The following is a 20315-nucleotide window of genomic DNA, read 5'->3' as shown; positions in this document are numbered from 1 at the left end:
ATCCGAAATCGTAATGGGCTCTTTTTTATATGGCTTTGGAATGAATTTAGAACATTTCACCTCACCTCTCAAAAAATTGTATTCTATATCCTATAGTAAATAGAATTGAAAAACGACTATATAAACGAATACAAATCTGGAGGAAGATTATGAAAAGCTGTTGTTTTACCGGCCATAGAGACTTCACCAAGGAAACTGCAATTGCTCTTGCGGAATCATTCATCCCAAAAATGGAAGTGCTTGTTACAGAGGGGTTCGTTCCTTTTTATGCAGGAGGAGCGTGGGGGGATTTTTTGGCGGAACAAGCAGTCTGAAACGTACGTGAACGTAATCCATGGATTCGATTGATTTTGGTCTTACCATATAAAGGGCATGACCAAATGTGGAAGGCAGAAATCCGATCCGATTATCAACGCCTGGTTGAAAAGAATGCCGACGATATTCTCTATATTTCGGATCACTCCTTTCGCGGTTGTATGCAAAAGGGGAATCGCTATATGGTTGGCCACAGCGATGTTTGTCTTCCCTACCTGGTTTGCCCAAAAGGTGGAACAAAATATACAGTGATGTATTGCCGAAAAAAGGTATTCCCGTTATGAATCGGACACAATTGATCCTTTAGAGTTTCTTCTTTCGCCACGTTTCCCAAGTTTCCCTTTATATTTTGTGCAAAAAAGCAATTGCCTTTCGTCTGCCTTTTTGGTAGAATAGCGATAATTTATCAAGTCAAAGCATCGAAGGTTTAAATCGAAGAAGCGATCGAGGGGGAAATGGTATGAACAAAGAGACGACGATTTGGATTGTCATCGCGATCTATGCCATCTTTATGTTGGCAGTCGGTGTGATTCATTCCAAAAATAGCAGCGGTGGAATGGCCAGTTTCACCGTCGGAGGGCGTAATGCGGGCGCTTGGATCTCTGCACTGTCCTATGGAACTGCATATTTTTCCGCAGTTATGTTCATCGGATATTCCGGTGGTTCCGGTTGGAATTATGGCCTGTATGCTACTTTAGTCGGTATTGGAAATGCAGTATTTGGGTCTCTGTTGGCTTGGAAGGTGTTGGCGGGGCGAACCAGGGAGGTTACCCGGCGCTTAAAGATTAAATCAATGCCTCAGCTTTTTGAAATGCGGTATCAGAGCAATGGCATGAAGATCTTTTCCTGTGTGGTGATCTTTATTTTCCTGTTGCCTTATTCGGCGTCTGTTTATAAAGGGTTGACCAGTGTGTGTTCCATCCTGCTCAACATCGACGAGAAGGTCTGCATGATTATGATTGCAGTTGCATCCGCGGTGGTATTGGTGTTGGGGGGCTATATGGCGACCTTAAAGGCCGACTTTGTACAGGGTATTGTGATGATGTTTGGCGTGACAGCGCTTTTGGCTATGGTTGTGATTTGCCCGCAGGTAGGAGGGTTGTCCGAGGGGTTCCAGCGGATGACCGATTATATGAACGAAAGCGGGATGACGCCCATGTCGTCGCAGACCGTTTTGTCCTTGGTGGCGACGATTCTCATGACCAGCTTTGGAACATGGGGATTACCGCAGATGGTGCACAAATACTATGGAATCCGCGATGACAAAGAAGTTCGGCGCGGTACAGTAATTTCCACTTTCTTTGCTCTGTTGGTGGCGGGTGGCGGCTATTTTATTGGCTCCTTTTCCCACCTGTTCTTTGGGGATACCATGCCGGAGGGAGGTAAGGATTATATCATCCCGAATATGCTGAATATGGCGGGGTTGCCGAATATCTTGATTGGAATTGTGTTGGTCCTTTTGATTTCTGCATCGGTTTCGACGCTTTCCAGTATCACATTGACCGCTTGCTCCACGGTTTCAATGGATCTAATCAAAGGGAAATGGAAGCCCAAAATGAGCGATGCAAATGTAGCTATGCTGACGCGTGTGTTGTGTTTAATATTCGTGATTGGTTCCTACATAGTGGCGAATTATCCCACACCGATCTTAGAGATGATGTCCTATTCCTGGGGGATTATCTCCGGCGCATTCCTTGCCCCCTATGCGATTGCATTGTATTGGAAGGGAATCAACCGTGCGGAAGCTTGGGCCGGCATGTTGGGAGGTTTTCTCACCGCATTTGTACCAGTGGCTCTTTCCGGTTTTACAACGCCGGATGGACCGATCTATGCTTGTGCCGCCATGGTGATCTCTCCGATCCTCTGTGTTGTAGTCAGCAAGATAGCTACCCGAATGGGATGGAAAAGCGGCGAGACAAACGACTTCTTCTACAGCGGTACAGCGGAGGAGTGGCGTGCAGCACACGGTTATGTAAAATAAACATTTACATGCGAATAAAAGCGAAAAAGAATCAGCCAAAAACCCGCATTCCAAAGATTTGGGACGCGGGTTTTTGATGCATAGCGGCCTGAACTTTTGGATATATTGAGAAATAGAGAGAATGGCGGAAAAGGAATCCTTGAAATATGGATACAAATGGTATATAATAAATATAAACACAGTTAGCAAAAGCTAACCAAAGACAAGGAGTGACGGAATTGAGTCAAAATAGAAAATTAGTACTGATTCGCCATGGCGAAAGCGAATGGAACAAATTGAATTTGTTCACCGGCTGGACGGATGTAGACCTTTCTGAGACTGGTCGCCAGGAGGCGGCACAGGCGGGAAAGACGCTCAAAGAGGCCGGATATGATTTTGATATTTGTTATACTTCTTATTTAAAGCGTGCCATCCATACATTAAATTTGACTTTGGAACAGATGGACCGCGAATGGTTGCCGGTGGTAAAGAGCTGGAAGCTTAACGAACGCCACTATGGCGCGCTGCAAGGGCTTAATAAATCCGAAACGGCACAGAAATATGGCGAAGATCAGGTGAAGATTTGGCGCCGTTCCTTTGATATTCAGCCCCCTGCATTGGAAGAGAGTGACGAGCGCAATCCACGTGGCCATGCACAGTACCGCGGCATTGATCCACAACTTTTGCCGCTAACGGAAAGCCTGAAGGACACAATCGCACGCGTGATTCCGTATTTTGAGCAGGAAATCCGTCCGCGTATCGAGGCGGGGGAACGTGTTGTGATCGCTGCACACGGCAATTCGCTGCGGGCATTGGTTAAGTATTTTGAGGATCTCTCCGAGGAAGAGATCGTAGGGGTGAATATTCCGACAGCCGTACCGCTTGTGTATGAGTTTGGACCAGATTTCCGCGTTGTTCATAAAGAGTATTTGGGCGATCCGGATGCGATTGCTGCTAAAATGCAGAGCGTGGCAAACCAGGGAAAGGCCAATAAATAAATCAATAAGAGCGTTTGCGCTTTATATTCCATTCCCCAGCTCCAGCCGTGTGCGTCATTCGTGCACGGCTGGAGCTATTTTAGGGTTCAATTGCAACCTGCACAGTTTTTGCCTGCATTCAAAAGGGATTCTTTTATTGTCATTCCTAGGCAAAAATAGTATAATATACAAATATTGGCGGGGCAGCGTATGGGAACGCAGCTTGGGGCCATAATGAGAAAGAGAAAAACAGCCTGTGCATAGCATGGGCGTTTGCAGAATAACATCGAAGAAAAGAGGAATTTCATGGGCCAGTTGGATTTTCTGCCGGTATTGCTTGGCAGCGATGTGAATGTGTATGGAATGGCGCGTTCCTTTCATGAGGCGTACGGAATCAAAAGTGTAGCGGTAGGAAAAGGCCGCTTGAATGCCACCTCAAACAGTTCGATTGTGTCGGTGGAATGCGTAGAGCCCAATTTGGAAGACGATGCTGTGTTTTGCAAAACTCTGATTGACTTTGCAGGGCGCTACCCTAACAAAACGCTGCTGTTGGTACCCTGTGGCGACAATTATATAAAGCTTTTGGTTCGAAATCAGGAACAATTGCGTCCTTATTATCGCTTTGAATGTATTGATGAGCCTCTCCTGATGCGTCTCAGCATCAAGGAGAGTTTTTACCAGGTTTGTGAAGAACACGGATTTGCCTTCCCGAAAACCACGACTTGTTCTTATGAGACCTATAAAGGTGTAAAACTGCCGTTTGATTTTCCAGTGATCATCAAGCCGAGCAATTCGGTGGCATACTGGAATTGTCATTTTCAATATAAGAAAAAGGTCTTTGTAGCGAACAATCGGGAAGAATTTGACGCCATTTTGGATGCAATCTATGGTTCTTCTTATAAAGACCATTTGATTTTGCAGGAATATATTCCAGGGGACGACAGCAATATGCGTGTGATGAACTGTTACTGTGGCCGGGATAAAAAGGTAAAGCTGATTGCCCTGGGACATGCATTGTTGGAAGAGCACTCTCCCGAAGGAATCGGAAGCTATGCGGCCATCATTAGCACGCATGACGATGCTTTGTCCGAGCAAATGCGCGCATTTTTAGAGGGGATTGGCTATATTGGATTTGCCAATTTTGACATGAAATTTGATCCACGCGATGGACGCTACAAGCTTTTTGAGATGAACTTAAGGCAGGGGAGAAGCAGCTTTTATGTAACGGCCGCAGGATATAATATGGCCAAGTGGTTGGTGGAAGACGTTTTGGAACATAAAGAGCAGCCTTTGACCATTGCGACCAATGAAGTACTTTGGAGTATCATTCCAAAGGATGTTATTTTTAAATATGTGCGCGATGAGGCTCTCAAAGCAAAAGCGCGCACACTGATTCAGGAGGGAAAATATTGCCAGTCGATGCAATATAAACCGGATCGAAACTTTAAGCATGAGCTAGCCTTTTTCCTCAATCAGATGAACTACCGGAAAAAATATAAAAAATGCTTTGGCAATAAGGGGCTGCACGAATGAAAACGCTGGGTGTCATCGGAGGGCTTGGGCCAATGGCCACTTCCTACTTTCTTCGTCGTATTGTAGAGTTGACGGATGCACAAACGGATCAGGAGCATTTGGATGTCATTGTATTTAACCGGCCATCCATTCCAGATCGAACCGCCTATATTTTGGATTCTACAAACCCCTCTCCATTGCCGCCGATTGTAGACGCCGCCCGAAAGTTGGAACAGCTGGGGGCCAGTTGTATTGCCATCCCCTGCATTACCTCGCATGCGCTGTTCTCCGCGTTTTCTGCTGCGGTTCGGATTCCGTTTATCCATATCCTGCGGGAAACCGCCAGTTACTTGAAGGAAAATGGGGTACGCACAGCGGGAATCTTGGCGACCACTGGGACAATACGTGCCTCTTTGTTCCAGAGTGCATTGGCGGAGAAGGGAATTGGTTGTGTTTTGCCGGATGGTTTGAATCAGGAGCGGGTGATGAGTCTGATTTATGACGACTATAAAGCAGGCCGTCCGCTGGAGTGGGAAAAATTCCAATCCGCAGCGGCTTCGGTGCGCAAACAGGGCGCGGAATGCATTGTTTTGGGCTGTACAGAGCTTTCGCTCATCAAGCGAGATAGGCCCGTTGGCCCCGGTGTATTGGATGCCCTGGACGTATTGGCACAGGCGAGCATCAAACGATGTGGAAAGCCTCTGCGCCCAGCTTGTAAACAGCTGATTACACAGTCATGAAAAATTTCGTTGGATCGATGGATAGAAAAGGAGGCTTTGTCCATGTGCGGCTTCGTAGGATTTTTTACAAATGGCTACGGCGGAGATCGCGATGCAGTGATTAAGGCGATGGCAGACCGCATTGCACATCGTGGCCCGGATCAGGACGATTATTATGTGGATGCGAACATGGCACTGGGATTCCGTAGGTTGAGTATCATTGACTTAGAGGGTGGTTCCCAGCCAATTCGAAATGAAGATGGGACTAAGGTCCTGGTATTTAACGGAGAGATCTACAATTTCCAGGAATTGCGAAAGGATTTGCTAGCAAAGGGACACGTCTTTAAGACGTCCACAGATTCGGAAGTATTGTTACACGGGTACGAGGAATACGGCTCGGAATTGCTGCAAAAACTGCGTGGGATGTATGCCTTTGTGATTTGGGATAACAAGGCCCAAAAGCTCTTTGGCGCACGGGACATCTTTGGGATTAAACCATTCTACTATTACCAAAAAGACGGTGATTTTCTGTTTGGCTCAGAGGTAAAAAGTTTTTTGGAGCATCCGTCGTTTTGCTTGGAGCTAAATGAGGAGCGGCTTCCCGAATATATGTGTTATTCGTATATTCCGGACGAAGAAACGATGTTTCGAAATGTTTATAAGCTCCTGGGAGGCCACTATTTTGAGTATCAGAATGGAACCCTCCGCATCCATAAATACTACGACATTCAATACCGAATCGATGAATCGAAATCCTTAGAAGACTGGGAATCCCGCATCACGGAGGAATTTACCAAAAGTGTAGAAGCCCACCAGATCAGCGACGTGGAGGTTGGATGTTTTCTATCCAGCGGTGTAGATTCCAGCTATGTAGTGCGCGAAGTTTCAAAGGTTGCTAAAGATGTAAAAACCTTTTCGGTTGGTTACGAGGAAGAAAAGTATAGCGAGCTGCCGTATGCACAGGATTTTTCCCGCGTGATCGGTGTGCAGAACATCAGTAACAAGGTAAGCGCTGATGAATTCTTTGAAGCAAATCAGATCATCCAATACTATATGGATGAACCGCTTCCCAATCCCTCGGAGGTTCCTCTTTACTTTTTGGCACAGAATGCGCGGAAGTATGTGAAGGTCGTTCTTTCTGGAGAAGGAGCGGATGAACTTTTTGGCGGGTACCCAATGTATCTTGCTGGAATGCATTTTGAAAAATATCGCAAAATTCCAAAGGGATTGCGCCGTACGGTCGCCTCAGCAGCAAAGAAGTTCCCAAATTTTAAAGGAAAGAATTTCCTTGTGCGCGGCGGCTTGGAGCCGTATCAACGATTCATGCGGAGTAATTTTGTATTTACTTATGGCGATGTGAATCGTTATTTGAAAAAGGATTACCATCAGAAAGACCCGGTGGATTATGCGAGGCCGTATTTTGATAAGGTACAGGACTTGGATGAACCGACACAATTGCAATATGTGGATATTCATACATGGATGTTGTTCGACATCCTGCAAAAGGCGGATCGCATGAGCATGGCGAATTCCTTAGAGTTGCGCGTACCGTTTCTCGACAAAAAAATGTTAGAGCTAGCTATGCAGATCCCTTCACGCTATCGTGTACATGGGGATGTGACCAAAGTAGCTCTGCGCGGGGCAGCGCTCAAGCAATTGCCAGAGCGTACGGCCAATAAGAAAAAGTTAGGTTTTCCGGTGCCTTTGAATGACTGGCTGCGGCAGGACAAATATTACAATATGGTCAGAGAAAAGTTTGAAGGGCCAGTTGCGGCGCAATTTTTTAACCAGCAAGCGATTATGAAGCTCTTGAACGATCATAAGGAAGGAAAAGCGGCCAACATGCAGCGAATCTGGTCGGTATATTCGTTTATCCTCTGGTATGAACAGTTTTTTCTGCAAGAAAAAGAAAGTTCGCATGAAGTGTTTGAAAGCAAGTAATAATGTTTTCAAAAGTTCTGGAATCAAAGGGTCTTTCGAAAAATGGGGCTCGATAAGACTTTTTCTCTGAAAATTGTTGAGAAAGATTTAGGTTTTTACCCATTGGACAGAGATTATTCCGTATTTAATCCATACAGGTTATTATGGCCAATAAAAGAGCCACCGCCCTGCAAAATGTCCTGCCCCAAACTATACGGACAGCGCAAAAAAAGCCCCTTGGTAGGAAAAATTAAGTTTTAAGCGGAGTGGCGCAGCGTGAGCGGCGCCACTCCAGCTTTTAAATGGATACGATCCGTGATTGTAAAGATAAATGTAGCTGTCAATGCCTTCCCTGGCCTCGGCAAATGTCGTTGGCTTGAGGCGGGAGATGCACTCTGTTTTTAGAATGGAGAAGAAATTTTCTGCCATAGCATTGTCATAACAGTTTCCATGTCTTGACATGAACGGCGTTATACCATAGGATTGAGTCAGGTGAAAATACTCTCGGGAAGTGTATTGAAACCCTTGGTCGCTGTGGAGCTACAACGTTGCAGCGACTCTCTTTCTCCTTCATCATAGCCAGGTGGATGGTATCCAGAACGAGATTCACCGTCTGCTGTGTACCGATCTTATAGGCAACAATGCTGTTATCATACAAATCACGAATCATGGATAGGTACAACACTCCCTCTTTGGTGTGGATGTAGAAGATATCGGTCACCCATTTGCTGTTGGGCCTGTCTGCTTGAAATGGACGATTCAAAAGATTTTCATATTTGTGCAGTTGTTGGCCCACCTGAACCCATTTTCTCCGGCGGCGAATTTCTGCCAAAAGGCCGTATTTCTTCATGATTCGCAGAACTATCTTGGGATTGCGACGCGTACCTTGTTTCTCCAGCCACAGCCACATCCGTCGATATCCATATATCTTGAAGCAGCGCCCTCGCTGAACGTGGATAGCTTCCACCAAATCTGCACCTTCTCCTTGCATTCCAAACGGTGGACAAAGTCATCATATCCACTCCGGGATACCTCAAAAAACCGGCACATGACAGAGATAGGATAACGCTCTCGGTTCCTATAGATAACATGATATTTTACTTTTGGCCTCACTTCCTTTCTGTGAATTGCAGAAAATCCTGCAACCGCTTGTTTTCCATGCGAAGCCGTTCCAGTTCGCTCTTTTCGTTCTGCCGAGGTGGTTGCCCGTCTTTGCGCGGACGCCCCTTTGGGCGTGGCGCAATTCCGAATGACGTACGTTTTACCTCTTTGTTGTATCGATGAACCCCGTTCTTAATTTGAACTTTATCAAGGCCGAAATAGTCCGCTATTTCTTGTCTGGATTTCCCTGCTTCGCGCATTGTGTTGATCTCTGCCCCGAGAATTTTGATGTTTGTCCATTTCTTTTTTGACATGATAATACCCCCTGATGTAGTATTTCATTTTCCTACATCAGGGGGCTTTTTGTCTATTCTCCGTTTTTACGGGACCTGTTCAAAAGCTGGACGGGGGTTCTTTTTATTTTGCTGATGTGATGAATTATATAGAACACTTACAAGAGATTTCGAACCACATGAATCACTGAACACTTGGTTGAACGCGAAAACTTGCATACCTTCCGAAACTTCCCGGCATTCAACCAATGGTCACCGTGCAGTGTTTCACTGCATTCTGACCCGGTAGTGTCGTGTAAACACCTGTACATTGGCCCGGTGGGCGCACAGCGCCTTTCGCGCCTAGGGTATTGCCTACGAAACTCTTTACTATTGGTTGCTGGATTGAATGGCTTATGCCCTTCGCTGGTATCCGGCATTCAACCAATGGTCACCGTGCAGTGTTTCACTGCATTCTGCCCTGGTAGGGTCGTGTAGACGCCCGTGCTCTGGCCCGGTGGACGCACAGCGTCTTTTGCGCCTATGGCGTTTCCTACGCTGGCTGTTCTTCCATCAGCGGTTGCTGGATCGAATGCCTTATGCCCTTCGCAGGTATCCGTGCATTCAACCAATGGTTACTGCGTAGTGTTTCGGTGGCTTTTCTGCCCCGGCAGGGTCGTGTAAAGCCCCCCTACCCTAGCCCGGTAGACGCACAGCGCCTTTCGCGCCTATGGCGTTCCTACGCAGGCTCTCTTCCAGCAGTGGTTGCTTGATCGAATCACTTATGTCTTTCACAAGTATCCGACATCAACCAATGGTCACCGTGCAGTGTTTCACTGCATTCTGACCCGGCAGGGCCGTGTAGATGCCCGTACTCTGGCCCGGTGTGCCGGTTGCATAGATTCTGTAGTAGTAATCGTTCCCAACCTTCGCCACAAACTGCGTCTTGAGAACGCTGCCGTTGCCTACCGTAAAGCCCGGCGTCTGGTTGTTTCCATTTACCACCGTCATCTTGAAACAGTATGCGCTGCCTCTCTTGAGCGTGAAGTTCACTGTCGTGTCACTCATCACATGCGCCTTCTGGGTCGAGACGTTCTGTGCCGCAGAAACGACGCCTGCCGCTCCATAGGAGTTGGAGGCATTCACAGAACTGCTTCCCTTTCCTCCCTTGTTGTCCGGCTTCGGGTTGGGCTTCGGCGTCTCCGTCTTCTCCAAACCTGCTACAGCTGCTTCCAGGTTTACATATACCTTTGCGATTGTCTGGTTGTCCACGGTTTCATCCCCGGCGACTGCCTTTGCTACCTGTAGCGCTGCCTCCAGGTTTGCCACACTGCGGTCCGTATAGCCGTTCAAGTCGATCGCTTCTGTCTCTTCGATGAGCTTCTGCAATTCTTCTCTGCTCGGGATCTTCCGCAGGGATGCCATTGCTTCCGCAAGCTTCTTCGCCATTGCATCCACTTCTTCCTGTCCAGCTTCCGGATTCCCAAGCATCGTCTCTGCATCTTCCAGCACTCCATTAAAGGTCTGGAATGCCTCGTCCTGGATATAGCTGTCCATATCCAGACTCCTTGCTTCATCGACCACGGTCTGGAGCACCGACAGGTCTGCACGGTATTTCAGATTTTCAATCGCCTTCTGCAAGTTCTCATATGCCTTGTCCACTTCCGCCTTCAGCGGGTTCTCTTCCGCATAGACGTTCTTTGCCTCTTTCAGCGCTTCCTCGAAGCCCTCCGTGCTGCTCGGCTTGAATGCATCCAACTTCTCCGCCAACTGCTCTGCGATTTCAATCAACGGCAGCAGCACTTCCTTGTCGCCTTCCTCGAACTCCAACAGGTGCATCGCTTTTAGCAGCTCGTCCCAGGCCTTGTTGACCTCTTCCTGGGTTGCAGTCGGATCGTCGTAGACCTCCTGTGCGTTGGTCCGGGCATTCACAAAGAGTTCCCGCACTTCCGGTACCAGGCGGTCGATGTCCTCCTGCGTTACGTTGTTCGCCTCATCTAGGACAATCTTCAAGATGTCCTTGTCCACCTTCGTAAAGGTAAAGCGCAGTCTTGCATTCTCATTCGGCATCGTGTAGGTGTACGTAAAGCCGTTTGGTTCAAACGGGATGTCCTCTCCGTTGAGCTGTGCACTGGCGAACGCGCCGTCCGTCGGGGTGAAGGTAAAGGTCAGCTCTTCGCCCGGCATCACTTTCGCGCCGTAGATTGCATCCGTGGAGATCACCACATCTGCATTTCCTTCCACTTCCACCGCTGCATTGCTGCTCCACTGTACGGTCAACAACTGCGGCTCTGCGGCCGTCAAACATACGTGTATGTTTACTGCGCAGGGGGCATGGTGAAGATGTATGTATTATCTGACTGCTGGCTAACCTCTACCTCAAAACCATCTTCGTCAACAACGGTTACGGAGTCAATTTGTTTACCCGCTTCCAGATCGGAGATAGAGATGGATACCGTTTCATTTTCTTTCGCCTCTGATTTATCAACGGACACAGTTGCTGTCCCACCCAATACATCATCAATCGAAACCGCGTATTTAGGAGCAAGGACAAGTTCTCCCCAAGCATCAAAACTGTAGAGGGAGTACCCAAATGAGGTTCCGCGTTTAACTCCCTGCATTCGAAGGTATCGTCCCGTTCCTTCTACTGCAAAAGTTTGTTCCCCTTCGCCAGACGCAGTATCAGAATAGATGGTTGTATAGGTAATATTATCGTCTGAGGTTTGAATGAGGTATTCCTTTCCATATGCCGCTTCCCAAGCGAGGCGGACTTTATTGATGTGATAGGATTCTCCGAGATCGATTGTAATCCAAGCGTTGTCTAGTTCTTCCGCAGAGGACCCTTCGATATAGGAACTCCAACGGGTGGTGCTGTTGCCGTCGGTTACATTTTTAGCCGGATAATCCTCTTCTTCAAGGTTGGCAAAGGCATTCTTGCCTTCAGCGATACTCATGGGTGTGTTATCTACGGCCCAAGTACGGTTGCTAGAGACGGTCTCGCCATTGCGAGAGTAGGAAGCGACGATCGAATATTCCCCAGAGGTAGAGCGCGGGACATGGACGGTAAAGGTTTGTACCTGCCGGTCATTTCCATCCACATCGCCTGCTGCTTTTACATCATAGGATTTGGTTTCGTGGAAGATCTCTTTGCCATCCTTTGTGACTGTAAGAGTGACTTCCAGGGACTGCAAATCCTCATTGAGATCATTGATGATCGTAACAGGGACCTCCTTGACGGCGCCAGGCCGTACCGTTTCTGACCAGTCCTTAATAATAATACCGACCGGAGCGAATGCATTTCGGAAGGCTTCTTTGATGCAGGGGCGGACAGTAGGAATGGTAAGGTCCGGCATAAGAATGTCGCTTGTTGCACCACCAGCATTCGGTTTGGAATAATTAAGACCCGTGAACTGCATGATTCCCATATAATGCCGGCCTTCACGCCAAAATTCTGTTGTCTGTGCCAGGGCCTTTGCATAGAACGCCAATCGTTCTTCACGTGTGGCATTGGGCATCCATTTTTCGTAATATCCTCCAGTCAAAGAGGTAGGGTCGCCGTAGCGGTCCAGCCACAGCCAGCCGTATTCATTTAAAATCTTGGGGTTCTCATTACCCCAGGAATCCTGATTACTGCTCTTCATTTCCGTATTGGGGAAAGTATTCAGATCGGAGAGTGTAAAAGAATTGTTCAAAAACAGGTACGGATGGCATTCACAAGTATCTGTATCGCTTTGCGGGTCCGACCAACCGTTATCCCAGGGACGGTTTTGAATGTCATAATCGCGTACGGACTGAATGGTTTCACCAAAGAGCGAATTGTTTGTAACCTCGTTCTGAATATCCCAAATAATCAAAGAAGGGTTGTTACAACGCTCATCCATCCAGGCGTACATTTCCGGTTTAAGGGTTTCCACAGTACAGCCGTCGGAGCAGCCGCCAAAGACGGCAAATTCGTCCATAATCATGAGGCCCTCTTCATCGGCAATATCATACCAGATGTCTGGAGCAAAGCCGTTGTGGAAGCGGAATGAGTCCCAATGCATGTCCTTAAACTCCCGATAAATCGCACGTGCCCACTCAGGGTCAAATGGATGATCTGCACGAAGCGGGTCTTCATAGAAGCGGTTCATAGCGATATTTGTACCATTCAGATAGTGGACCTCACCGTTGAGCATGGGGAGTTTCGTATCTGGATCAAAGAAGAAGGTGCGCATACCAAAACGATCCGAATATGTGTCTCCAGATGTCTGAACTTCAATTTTGTATAGATATGGATTGTTCGGTGCCCAGTATTTCTCTTCTGTGCAATCCTCAATATAAATAGCATCGACATCCAATTTTATACGGCTGTTTGCTGGTACTGTGACATCTGGTTCTACATAAGATGCAACGAGTCGTTGGTCTTGGGTGGGCGTTCCATTTTGGAAGATACCCAATTCGTAAATTCGGAAGGTGACATCTGTTGTAACATCCATATCAGACTTGTTTTCTAGAGTAGTGCGGGTTTGAATCGAACCTGTTTCCAGATTGGGCGCTGTTTGCAAAGCTGTCACAACCGGATCGGCATTTAAGATGAGGGAGACACCGTCGATCATACCAGAATAGAACGAATTGCGCTCGCCATCGGTGCCAACATGTGCAGGGCAGTCGGGATCATTTTTTTGTTGGTTATAGTTTCCCAACATGATAACAATCTCGTTTTCTCCGGCATGTAGGTAGGATGTGATGTCCGTGTTGGACGACGTAAAGTTATAGGGATAGTCCCCCGCATATTGTCCATTGACGAACACATAACGCCCATAGTAGGCTTTTCCGATGTGTAGGATCGCGTTGTCTGCCGGCTTCTCTGGCAAAGTGAGGGTTGTGCGGTACCACAATGCAGATGTGACATAGTTGGGCATGGCAATGCTGGCCTGATCCCAGAACCCCGGCACAGGAATGGAGTTGTCGAATTTTTCAGGAATTGCCTGCGGCACGGGATCGCCAGCACTGAAAGTAGAACTAGTACATTCCCAGATCCCGTTCATAGGGACCTCTATACGTTCGCCAGCAGATGGTAAATGATCTACAACAAAGCGATCGATCGGTTCAGCATAGCGAAACGATATGCTGTCCAAATACAATTCGTTGTTCTCCGCAAGGGCGACTGTAATGGTTTCTCCAGATTGAATGGGAATCTCCTTTTCTCCAAAACTTTCATAGTAATGAGGACGCGTTGCAGGGAGAACGACCGTCTGTGCAGGAGAATCTCCAACGGTTAGCAAGATAGAGGTATCTGCCTCTGCACGATACTTCAAATTGTACACATTGATTTCGCCAATGTCCTCTGGTACTGTGAAGGAGACGGATTGTCCCGAATGATCCAATTTTACCGCTGTACCAGCGGTGGACATGATATCCTTAGTGGGGGAAGCACCGCTGAGGTACGCATTTTTCGCAAGTACGGTGTCTTTCCCAACGCTTTCCTCCGGATAAAGCTGTCCATACGATAATGTAAAGTAATCAAGATTGACATCTACCTGCGGAACCAGTTTTATGGTGGACCCCTCGGGGATATACAGGGCGTCGGAACTTGCAATCTTCAGGGAATCCATATACCAGCCTTGCGTCGTCAGAAAGTTGATGGCTCCAATATTGACATAGGAGTCATCTTCTTGAAGCAAGTATACAAGGATCGTACCGGTATTTGGAGAGGCGTAGGCGACAGAAATACGGTTCGCCATGACAGTGCTTTCCAAGATGAATCCCTTTCCGCCCGTACTTCCCATGTAGGCACCGCCACTGGCTGCTTCATCCTGAACAATCGTGCCAGAGATTGTCTCGTCATTGCCGTCGACAACCTTTGCATCCTCTGCTTCGAAATGTGCGGAGGGAATACGGGAGTATGTGGGAATGATTTCCAAGTCTTCATCGGCCTGGCAGATCAAGGTTCCATCTGGTTGCACCTGGCTTTGCATGTCTTCCCCATTTACTAAAACAGATTGCAATGTACAGTTATCGAGCGGCATAAAGCGGATTTGGGTTTTACCGCCTTTTGGAGCCCAAGTACCGGTCGAACAGATACTCCAGCCATTGTCCGAACCTGCAATGTGGATATGTACAGTGTCGGTTGTGACTGGTTGATCGGATGTAGGTGTACCATATACTTCAAACTCATAAAGAGAGGTGCCGTAGTCTGCACGGAATACAGAGTTTGCATACATTCGAATGTACCGTCCCGAGCCAGAAACCTCAATGGACTGAACAGAGGCCTTATCTGCAGAGCCGCTGTAGATGGTGGTAAATGTGGTATAATCGTTGGAAACCTGAATGTCATAGCTTGTGGCATAGGCAGCTTCCCAGTTCAGCACCACACGTGAAAGATCATAAACAACGCCGAGATCCACACAGATCCAGTTTTCGTCCGTGGGGCCGTGCCGTTCTGGAAGATAAGCTCCCGTTGCCCATCGTGTAGAAGGGTCGCCATCGACGGCCATCGCCGGGGTCATGTCGGCATTGTAACGGTCTGCACGGCTGGTAGTTGCCGGCTTATTTTGTGCAATGTTTTCTCCTGCTGAGAAGGCAGAGGCAGGCACGAGTCCAAAGCCAGTCAGCACCATAGATAATGCCAGGAAAAGTGCTGTGATTTTCTTTTTCATACTTGTACAACTTCCTCCTTTTCCAATAGATGATCGTGTCTAACCCGATGCTATACACCCCTCCTTTCGCCTGATATAGATTTCGTTTGTATTCCTCCACATGATTAAAGTGATGGAAATAATACGCGATCTTTTATGTATAATATAATCACAAAATAATGTGATTTTCAATGAGGCTTTTAGAACGATTCTCTAAAAATTTTCCATTATATTGACTGATTTTATTGCTAAAAGTTTTCGTTGCGGGGAACTGCCTTGGGTGATACAATGGAAAAGAAAGAAGGGATATTGTGGAAGGCTCCGACTACTTTTTGGATTCGCAGGGATTGGATTTAAAAAAAGAAATTTGGAATATCTTTGAAACCATCCAGGTTCCACGGACGTATGCCAAGGGAGAGATGGTCTACTTACAGGGAGAGAGGGCCGATTGTCTGTATTACCTGAAAGAAGGACGGGTAAAGATTTTCTTGACCTCTGAAAATGGGATGGAAAAGACGTTGACGATTTTAGAAGGAGGAAAGCTCTTTGGAGAGGCTGCCTTTTTGGATCGCCTTCCGCGGATGTCGTCCGCGCGAACTCTAACTCGTTCGGAGATTATCGCGGTTGACCGTCCAAATTTGATGAAATATTTTCAAGAGAAACCGGTTTTGGCGATGGATCTGCTCGAATACCTTGCGCGTACGGTGCGGATGCTTTCCGCACAAGTGGACCATATGACCTTTCTGCAGGCCGATCAGCGGATTGCCCAGTTGCTTTTGAATTTGGCGGCGATGCAGGAGCGGCGTGCGGTACACTGTACTCACGAAGAACTGGCTGGTTTAGCAGGGGCGTCCCGGGTGACGGTAAGCAAAACTTTGGGAGATTTTGTAAGGCGAGGCTGGATTGCCACACGTTACCGTGAAATTGGTATCTTGGATAGGGAAGCATTAAAAAGGTTTGCTTTTGCTTCCCGAGATAAATAAAAATGCAGCATGGTCAATGATCCATGCTGCATTTTTGTTTCCCAATATTGCATATGAAGTGGTAGATTATCGTTCCTCCAATGGAATGTAATTGCGATGTGCAGAGATGCTCATATATGCAGGACGAATGATCTTACCAACATTGATCTGTTCTTCCAAGAGGTGTGCGCTCCAACCTGCGATACGTGCCATTGCAAAAACAGGCGTGAACAGCTCAGAAGGCAACCCCAACATATGATAAACAAAACCGCTATAGAAGTCGATGTTAGCGCTTACACCCTTGTAAGTTTTGCGCTCTTCTCCAATAACGATTGGTGCAAGGCGCTCTACGCGGGAATACAGTCCATACTCATCCGAGAGCCCCTTTTCTTCAGAAAGCTTTTTGACAAACTTCTTAAATATATTAGCACGTGGATCAGAGATCGAATATACCGCATGACCCATACCATAGATCAATCCAGCTTTGTCGAATACCTGCTTATTGAGCAAAGCATGCAGATAGCTGCGAATCTCATCTTCATCGGTCCAGTCTTTGATATTTTTCTTCATATCTTCGAACATCTTTACAACCTTAATGTTTGCACCACCGTGCTTTGGCCCCTTTAAAGAGCCTAAGGCTGCCGCAATCACCGAATAAGTATCCGTGCCAGAGGAAGCGACCACATGTGTTGTAAAGCTAGAGTTATTGCCACCGCCGTGCTCCGCGTGTAACACCAGCGCCAGGTCGAGAATCCGGGCTTCCAAATCGGAATACTTGTGATCCAATCGCAACATATACAGGATATTTTCTGCGATGGAAAGCTCTGGCTGAGGAGCGTGAATAAAGAAACTGTTAGAAGGATGCAACTCCCGGTAGTATGCCTGATAGCCATATACGGCCAACTGTGGGAACAGGGCAATCAGTTCAATACACTGGCGCAATACATTTGGCAGGGACGTATCGTTGCCCTTTTCATCATAAGCATATAAAGTTAGTACGCTGCGGGCCAGTGTGTTCATCATGTCGGATGTAGGCGCTTTCATAATGATGTCACGCACGAAATTGGTCGGCAATGTACGGTATTTATTCATAATCTGCTTAAATTCGTCCAACTGCTGTACATTGGGCAGTTCTCCGAACAGAAGCAAGTAGATGGTTTCCCCAAAACCAAAGCGGTTTTCGCGAAGGAATCCAGCCACCAGTTCTTCAACATCGATTCCCCGATAGTAGAGCTTGCCCTCGCAGGGAACCGTTTTGCCATCCACCACTTTTGAGGAAATAATGTCAGAGATCTCGGTCAGACCGGTCAACACACCTTTGCCGTTGATGTCGCGAAGACCGCGCTTTACATCGTATTTGGCATAAAGACTGGTGTCGATGGTACTATGCGCTTTACAGAGATCGGTCAACTCCAAAATCTCCGGTGTAATCTCAAAAAATTCATGATTCGCGTTTTTTGCCATTCTGATTCCCCTTTTCCAAGTATGATGATAGGAGGAAGTATCACACGAAATTCCCCCGGGGCCGATACCGGCAGTTGCTCATTCCCATCCCACCGGGTCCCTTTTCTGCCCAAAACAGTTAACTAATATAATTAAGTATATAACATTTCGCATATTTTAGCAAGAATCCTTGTGTTAACGAACTGTGAACTCTGTGCGAAATCACATAAAATCGCCGAAAGTTGTCGGGCGAATCAAGATAAATCGATGCAATAAATGCCTAGTTTCCTGAAAACTTATGAATAAAAATGCAGTGATATACAAAAATTTCTCAGGGGAAACCCTTGTATCAAATGTTCAGCTGGATTACAATAAAAAGAAAACCCCCTGTGGGCAAAGAAACGAGGGATTCCTTTGCTGAAGGATTTGCTAAAACAAAATCGAAGTTACCGTGGATTCGACGAAAGCTGTCAAATATCCCGTGAGGAGCTGGAGGATTTGGTGGACTGTACACGTTACACACCCTCCAGTGTAAACATGCAACCATTTAAGTATTATTTAGCCTGCGATCCGGAGACAGTTGCAAAGATTCAACCACTCACCAAATGGGCCCGCGCGCTTCCCCACATGCAGTTGCCGCATCCAGGCCATTGCCCAACCGCCTTCCTTGTGATCTGTCAGGATACACAATTGCATCCGGCAATCCAACGGTTTCAAAAAGATGTGGGGATTGTGGCGCAGACGATTCTGTTGGCAGCTGTAGAGAAAGGTCTGGGAGGGTGTATGATTGGCAATTTCAATCCGGACGAGATTCAACAAGCGCTAGATTTGGCAGACCGCTTCATTCCGGTATTGCTCATCGCCTTAGGAAAACCGGACGAGCAAATCGTTCTTACAGAAGTGGGTGAGGACGGCGTTACTGACTATTATCGCGATGAAAATGACATTCATTACGTACCCAAACGTAGCTTACAAGACATTTTGCTTTGAGGGGGGCGGCCATTTTGGATAAAGCGCCCTTGGTAATTGGCGTAGCGGGTGGAACGGGATCGGGAAAGACCACGTTGGCTAACAAGTTGAAGGAGGCTATGCAAGGAAATGCGCTGATTCTATCCCATGATTTTTATTATCGTTCCGATGCGAACACTCCATTTGAAGAGCGTGTTAAATGGAACTATGACCATCCAGCAACCTTTGACACGGACCGGATGATCGAGGATGTTGAGAAACTCAAAAGGAAACAAGCGATCGATCACCCGGTATATTCTTTTGTCACCTATTCCCGGGAGGAGCAAACCGTCCATATGGAACCTGCGCCAGTAATTATTTTGGAAGGGATTTTGATTTTTGAAAATCAGCGGCTACGGGATTTAATGGATATAAAGGTCTTTGTGGATGCCGATGCCGACATCCGGCTGATTCGCCGGCTTCTGCGGGATGTCAAAGAGCGGGGGCGCAGTTTGGATTCGGTCATCGATCAATACATGCTTACCGTTAAACCTATGCATGAACAATTTGTCGAACCCAGTAAACGATATGCGGACATTATTATTCCGGAGGGCGGGAAAAACCGTGTGGCCCTACATATGCTGGTCGACCGTATTAATGCCTTATTGCACACTACTACACGATCAGGATCAAGTATGTAGCCATAGTGCTCATAAAAAGCTGAAAAGCCGTGGATTGCAGAATCCCTGCATTCCACGGCTTTTTGTAAGCACTCTGTAATTCCCCGATGGATTGGTTATGAAAAGGATGACTTTTTCTCCCAGGTATGGCCTTCTGGTGAATATGCTTGACCAAAAGAGCGAGTGTCCCCTGCAATCCTTCTAATTCCCAATAAGCCCCATATCAGGGCGAAGGTATATGGCAATCCACATTAGCAGTTCAAAAGCATAGCATTATCTAAGTTCATATAAGAATATTTTTAAAAAGGGAAACGTTCTATCCATAAAAATGTACCAAATTTCTTTATGTTCGGAATGGGAGGTTACTCATATGCATAAAGATAGTGGCTTTTATAAAAAGCTACTTTTTCTTTTCTCGCTTCATTCAATAGTACATCCATTATAACGGATAATACGAGCTATTTATATGTTTTCCAACATATGATTCAGCCCATTTGCTATGTTAATTTTGAATTTTTCATGTGTTTAATTTTTTTATGGTCAAACTCGTGGGAGCTAAACGTCTATATACTCAAGAAAGATCTTGAGCAAATAGATTGAAACATAAATACTTCCGTCTCTTTCATTTCAAAGATTGTTGATGTAGAAAAGACATTGAAATTAGAAACATATATGAACCAAAATATGTTGAGTAGATTCTTGTTTTACCAGAATTCAGTCAGGTACACCAATATCGTATTAAATTCTACAATACTAAAACAAAAATCAGAAAAACAAGGAGAAAAACTGAGCGTTTATATACGCCCTGTCTACGGATGGGACCAGCCCTGTATTTGTGGCCCCCACCACACAATTCCCCCCTCGCCCTCTTGCCGTGAAAACGTCCTTG

16 protein-coding genes and 1 pseudogene are annotated in these 20315 nt (G+C 46.7%); 10 read left to right on the top strand and 7 right to left on the bottom strand.

What is annotated here, in order from left to right; all coding sequences use genetic code 11:
* The first annotated feature begins 149 nt into the window (after positions 1-149).
* The 7 genes and pseudogenes from ACGCCZ_RS06245 (at position 150) to asnB (ending at position 7424) form a co-directional block, all read left to right on the top strand.
* Complete coding sequence (locus tag ACGCCZ_RS06245) at positions 150-314, top strand: hypothetical protein (RefSeq protein ID WP_411655579.1); 165 nt, start codon at positions 150-152, stop codon at positions 312-314.
* Between the two features lie 18 nt (positions 315-332).
* Positions 333-599 (top strand): annotated as a pseudogene (locus ACGCCZ_RS06240) (SLOG family protein); the annotation flags it as partial.
* 176 nt (positions 600-775) lie between these two features.
* The gene (locus ACGCCZ_RS06235; RefSeq protein WP_411655578.1) at positions 776-2296 is read left to right on the top strand and encodes a sodium:solute symporter family protein; all 1521 of its coding nucleotides are present in this window, start codon (positions 776-778) and stop codon (positions 2294-2296) included.
* Between the two features lie 218 nt (positions 2297-2514).
* Positions 2515-3273 carry a 2,3-diphosphoglycerate-dependent phosphoglycerate mutase gene (gene gpmA / locus ACGCCZ_RS06230; RefSeq protein ID WP_054324744.1) on the top strand — a complete coding sequence of 253 codons (759 nt, stop codon included), beginning with the start codon at positions 2515-2517 and terminating at the stop codon, positions 3271-3273.
* Positions 3274-3558: 285 nt separating this feature from the next.
* Positions 3559-4785 carry an ATP-grasp domain-containing protein gene (locus tag ACGCCZ_RS06225; RefSeq protein WP_411655577.1) on the top strand — a complete coding sequence of 409 codons (1227 nt, stop codon included), beginning with the start codon at positions 3559-3561 and terminating at the stop codon, positions 4783-4785.
* A complete protein-coding gene (locus ACGCCZ_RS06220; RefSeq protein WP_054324745.1) occupies positions 4782-5504 on the top strand; it encodes an aspartate/glutamate racemase family protein in 723 nt (240 codons plus the stop codon). Before ACGCCZ_RS06225 ends, ACGCCZ_RS06220 begins: the two co-directional genes overlap by 4 nt.
* Before the next feature lie 42 nt (positions 5505-5546).
* Positions 5547-7424, top strand: a complete 1878-nt coding sequence (gene asnB / locus ACGCCZ_RS06215; RefSeq protein ID WP_411655576.1) for an asparagine synthase (glutamine-hydrolyzing) — start codon at positions 5547-5549, stop codon at positions 7422-7424.
* A 189-nt stretch (positions 7425-7613) separates the two neighbouring features.
* Here the strand turns inward: asnB and ACGCCZ_RS06210 are convergent, their stop codons facing one another.
* The 6 genes from ACGCCZ_RS06210 to ACGCCZ_RS06185 all read right to left on the bottom strand — a co-directional run bounded on the left by ACGCCZ_RS06210 (position 7614) and on the right by ACGCCZ_RS06185 (position 15414).
* Positions 7614-7832 (bottom strand): IS3 family transposase, encoded by a 219-nt coding sequence (locus ACGCCZ_RS06210; RefSeq protein ID WP_411655575.1) that lies wholly within the window; start codon positions 7830-7832, stop codon positions 7614-7616.
* A 7-nt stretch (positions 7833-7839) separates the two neighbouring features.
* Positions 7840-8394, bottom strand: a complete 555-nt coding sequence (locus ACGCCZ_RS06205) for an IS3 family transposase (protein ID WP_411655574.1) — start codon at positions 8392-8394, stop codon at positions 7840-7842.
* A gap of 118 nt (positions 8395-8512) precedes the next feature.
* Positions 8513-8818 carry an imidazolonepropionase gene (locus ACGCCZ_RS06200; protein WP_411655573.1) on the bottom strand — a complete coding sequence of 102 codons (306 nt, stop codon included), beginning with the start codon at positions 8816-8818 and terminating at the stop codon, positions 8513-8515.
* 398 nt (positions 8819-9216) lie between these two features.
* Positions 9217-9408: a hypothetical protein gene (locus tag ACGCCZ_RS06195; RefSeq protein ID WP_411655572.1), complete on the bottom strand. Its 192-nt coding sequence runs from the start codon at positions 9406-9408 to the stop codon at positions 9217-9219.
* 175 nt (positions 9409-9583) lie between these two features.
* Entirely contained in the window at positions 9584-11080 is a 1497-nt protein-coding gene (locus ACGCCZ_RS06190; RefSeq protein WP_411655571.1) for a hypothetical protein, read from the bottom strand.
* Between the two features lie 14 nt (positions 11081-11094).
* Positions 11095-15414: a discoidin domain-containing protein gene (locus ACGCCZ_RS06185; protein ID WP_411655570.1), complete on the bottom strand. Its 4320-nt coding sequence runs from the start codon at positions 15412-15414 to the stop codon at positions 11095-11097.
* Positions 15415-15704: 290 nt separating this feature from the next.
* On the opposite strand from ACGCCZ_RS06185, the gene ACGCCZ_RS06180 reads away from it, so the two are divergent.
* Complete coding sequence (locus ACGCCZ_RS06180; protein WP_242967294.1) at positions 15705-16376, top strand: Crp/Fnr family transcriptional regulator; 672 nt, start codon at positions 15705-15707, stop codon at positions 16374-16376.
* Positions 16377-16442: 66 nt separating this feature from the next.
* Here the strand turns inward: ACGCCZ_RS06180 and ACGCCZ_RS06175 are convergent, their stop codons facing one another.
* Positions 16443-17819 carry a citrate/2-methylcitrate synthase gene (locus ACGCCZ_RS06175; RefSeq protein ID WP_054324749.1) on the bottom strand — a complete coding sequence of 459 codons (1377 nt, stop codon included), beginning with the start codon at positions 17817-17819 and terminating at the stop codon, positions 16443-16445.
* A 393-nt stretch (positions 17820-18212) separates the two neighbouring features.
* Here ACGCCZ_RS06175 and ACGCCZ_RS06170 point away from each other — a divergent pair, with 393 nt between their 5' ends.
* A complete protein-coding gene (locus ACGCCZ_RS06170) occupies positions 18213-18788 on the top strand; it encodes a nitroreductase family protein (RefSeq protein WP_054324750.1) in 576 nt (191 codons plus the stop codon).
* 14 nt (positions 18789-18802) lie between these two features.
* The gene (udk, locus tag ACGCCZ_RS06165) at positions 18803-19447 is read left to right on the top strand and encodes a uridine kinase (RefSeq protein ID WP_411655569.1); all 645 of its coding nucleotides are present in this window, start codon (positions 18803-18805) and stop codon (positions 19445-19447) included.
* The last annotated feature ends 868 nt before the right edge of the window (positions 19448-20315 follow it).

The organism is Anaeromassilibacillus sp. SJQ-1 (genome assembly GCF_046693725.1).
In the GTDB taxonomy this organism is placed as follows: domain Bacteria; phylum Bacillota; class Clostridia; order Oscillospirales; family Acutalibacteraceae; genus Anaeromassilibacillus.
Note: the sequence above shows the minus strand (reverse complement) of the source record. Positions and strands in the feature narration are given on the sequence as shown.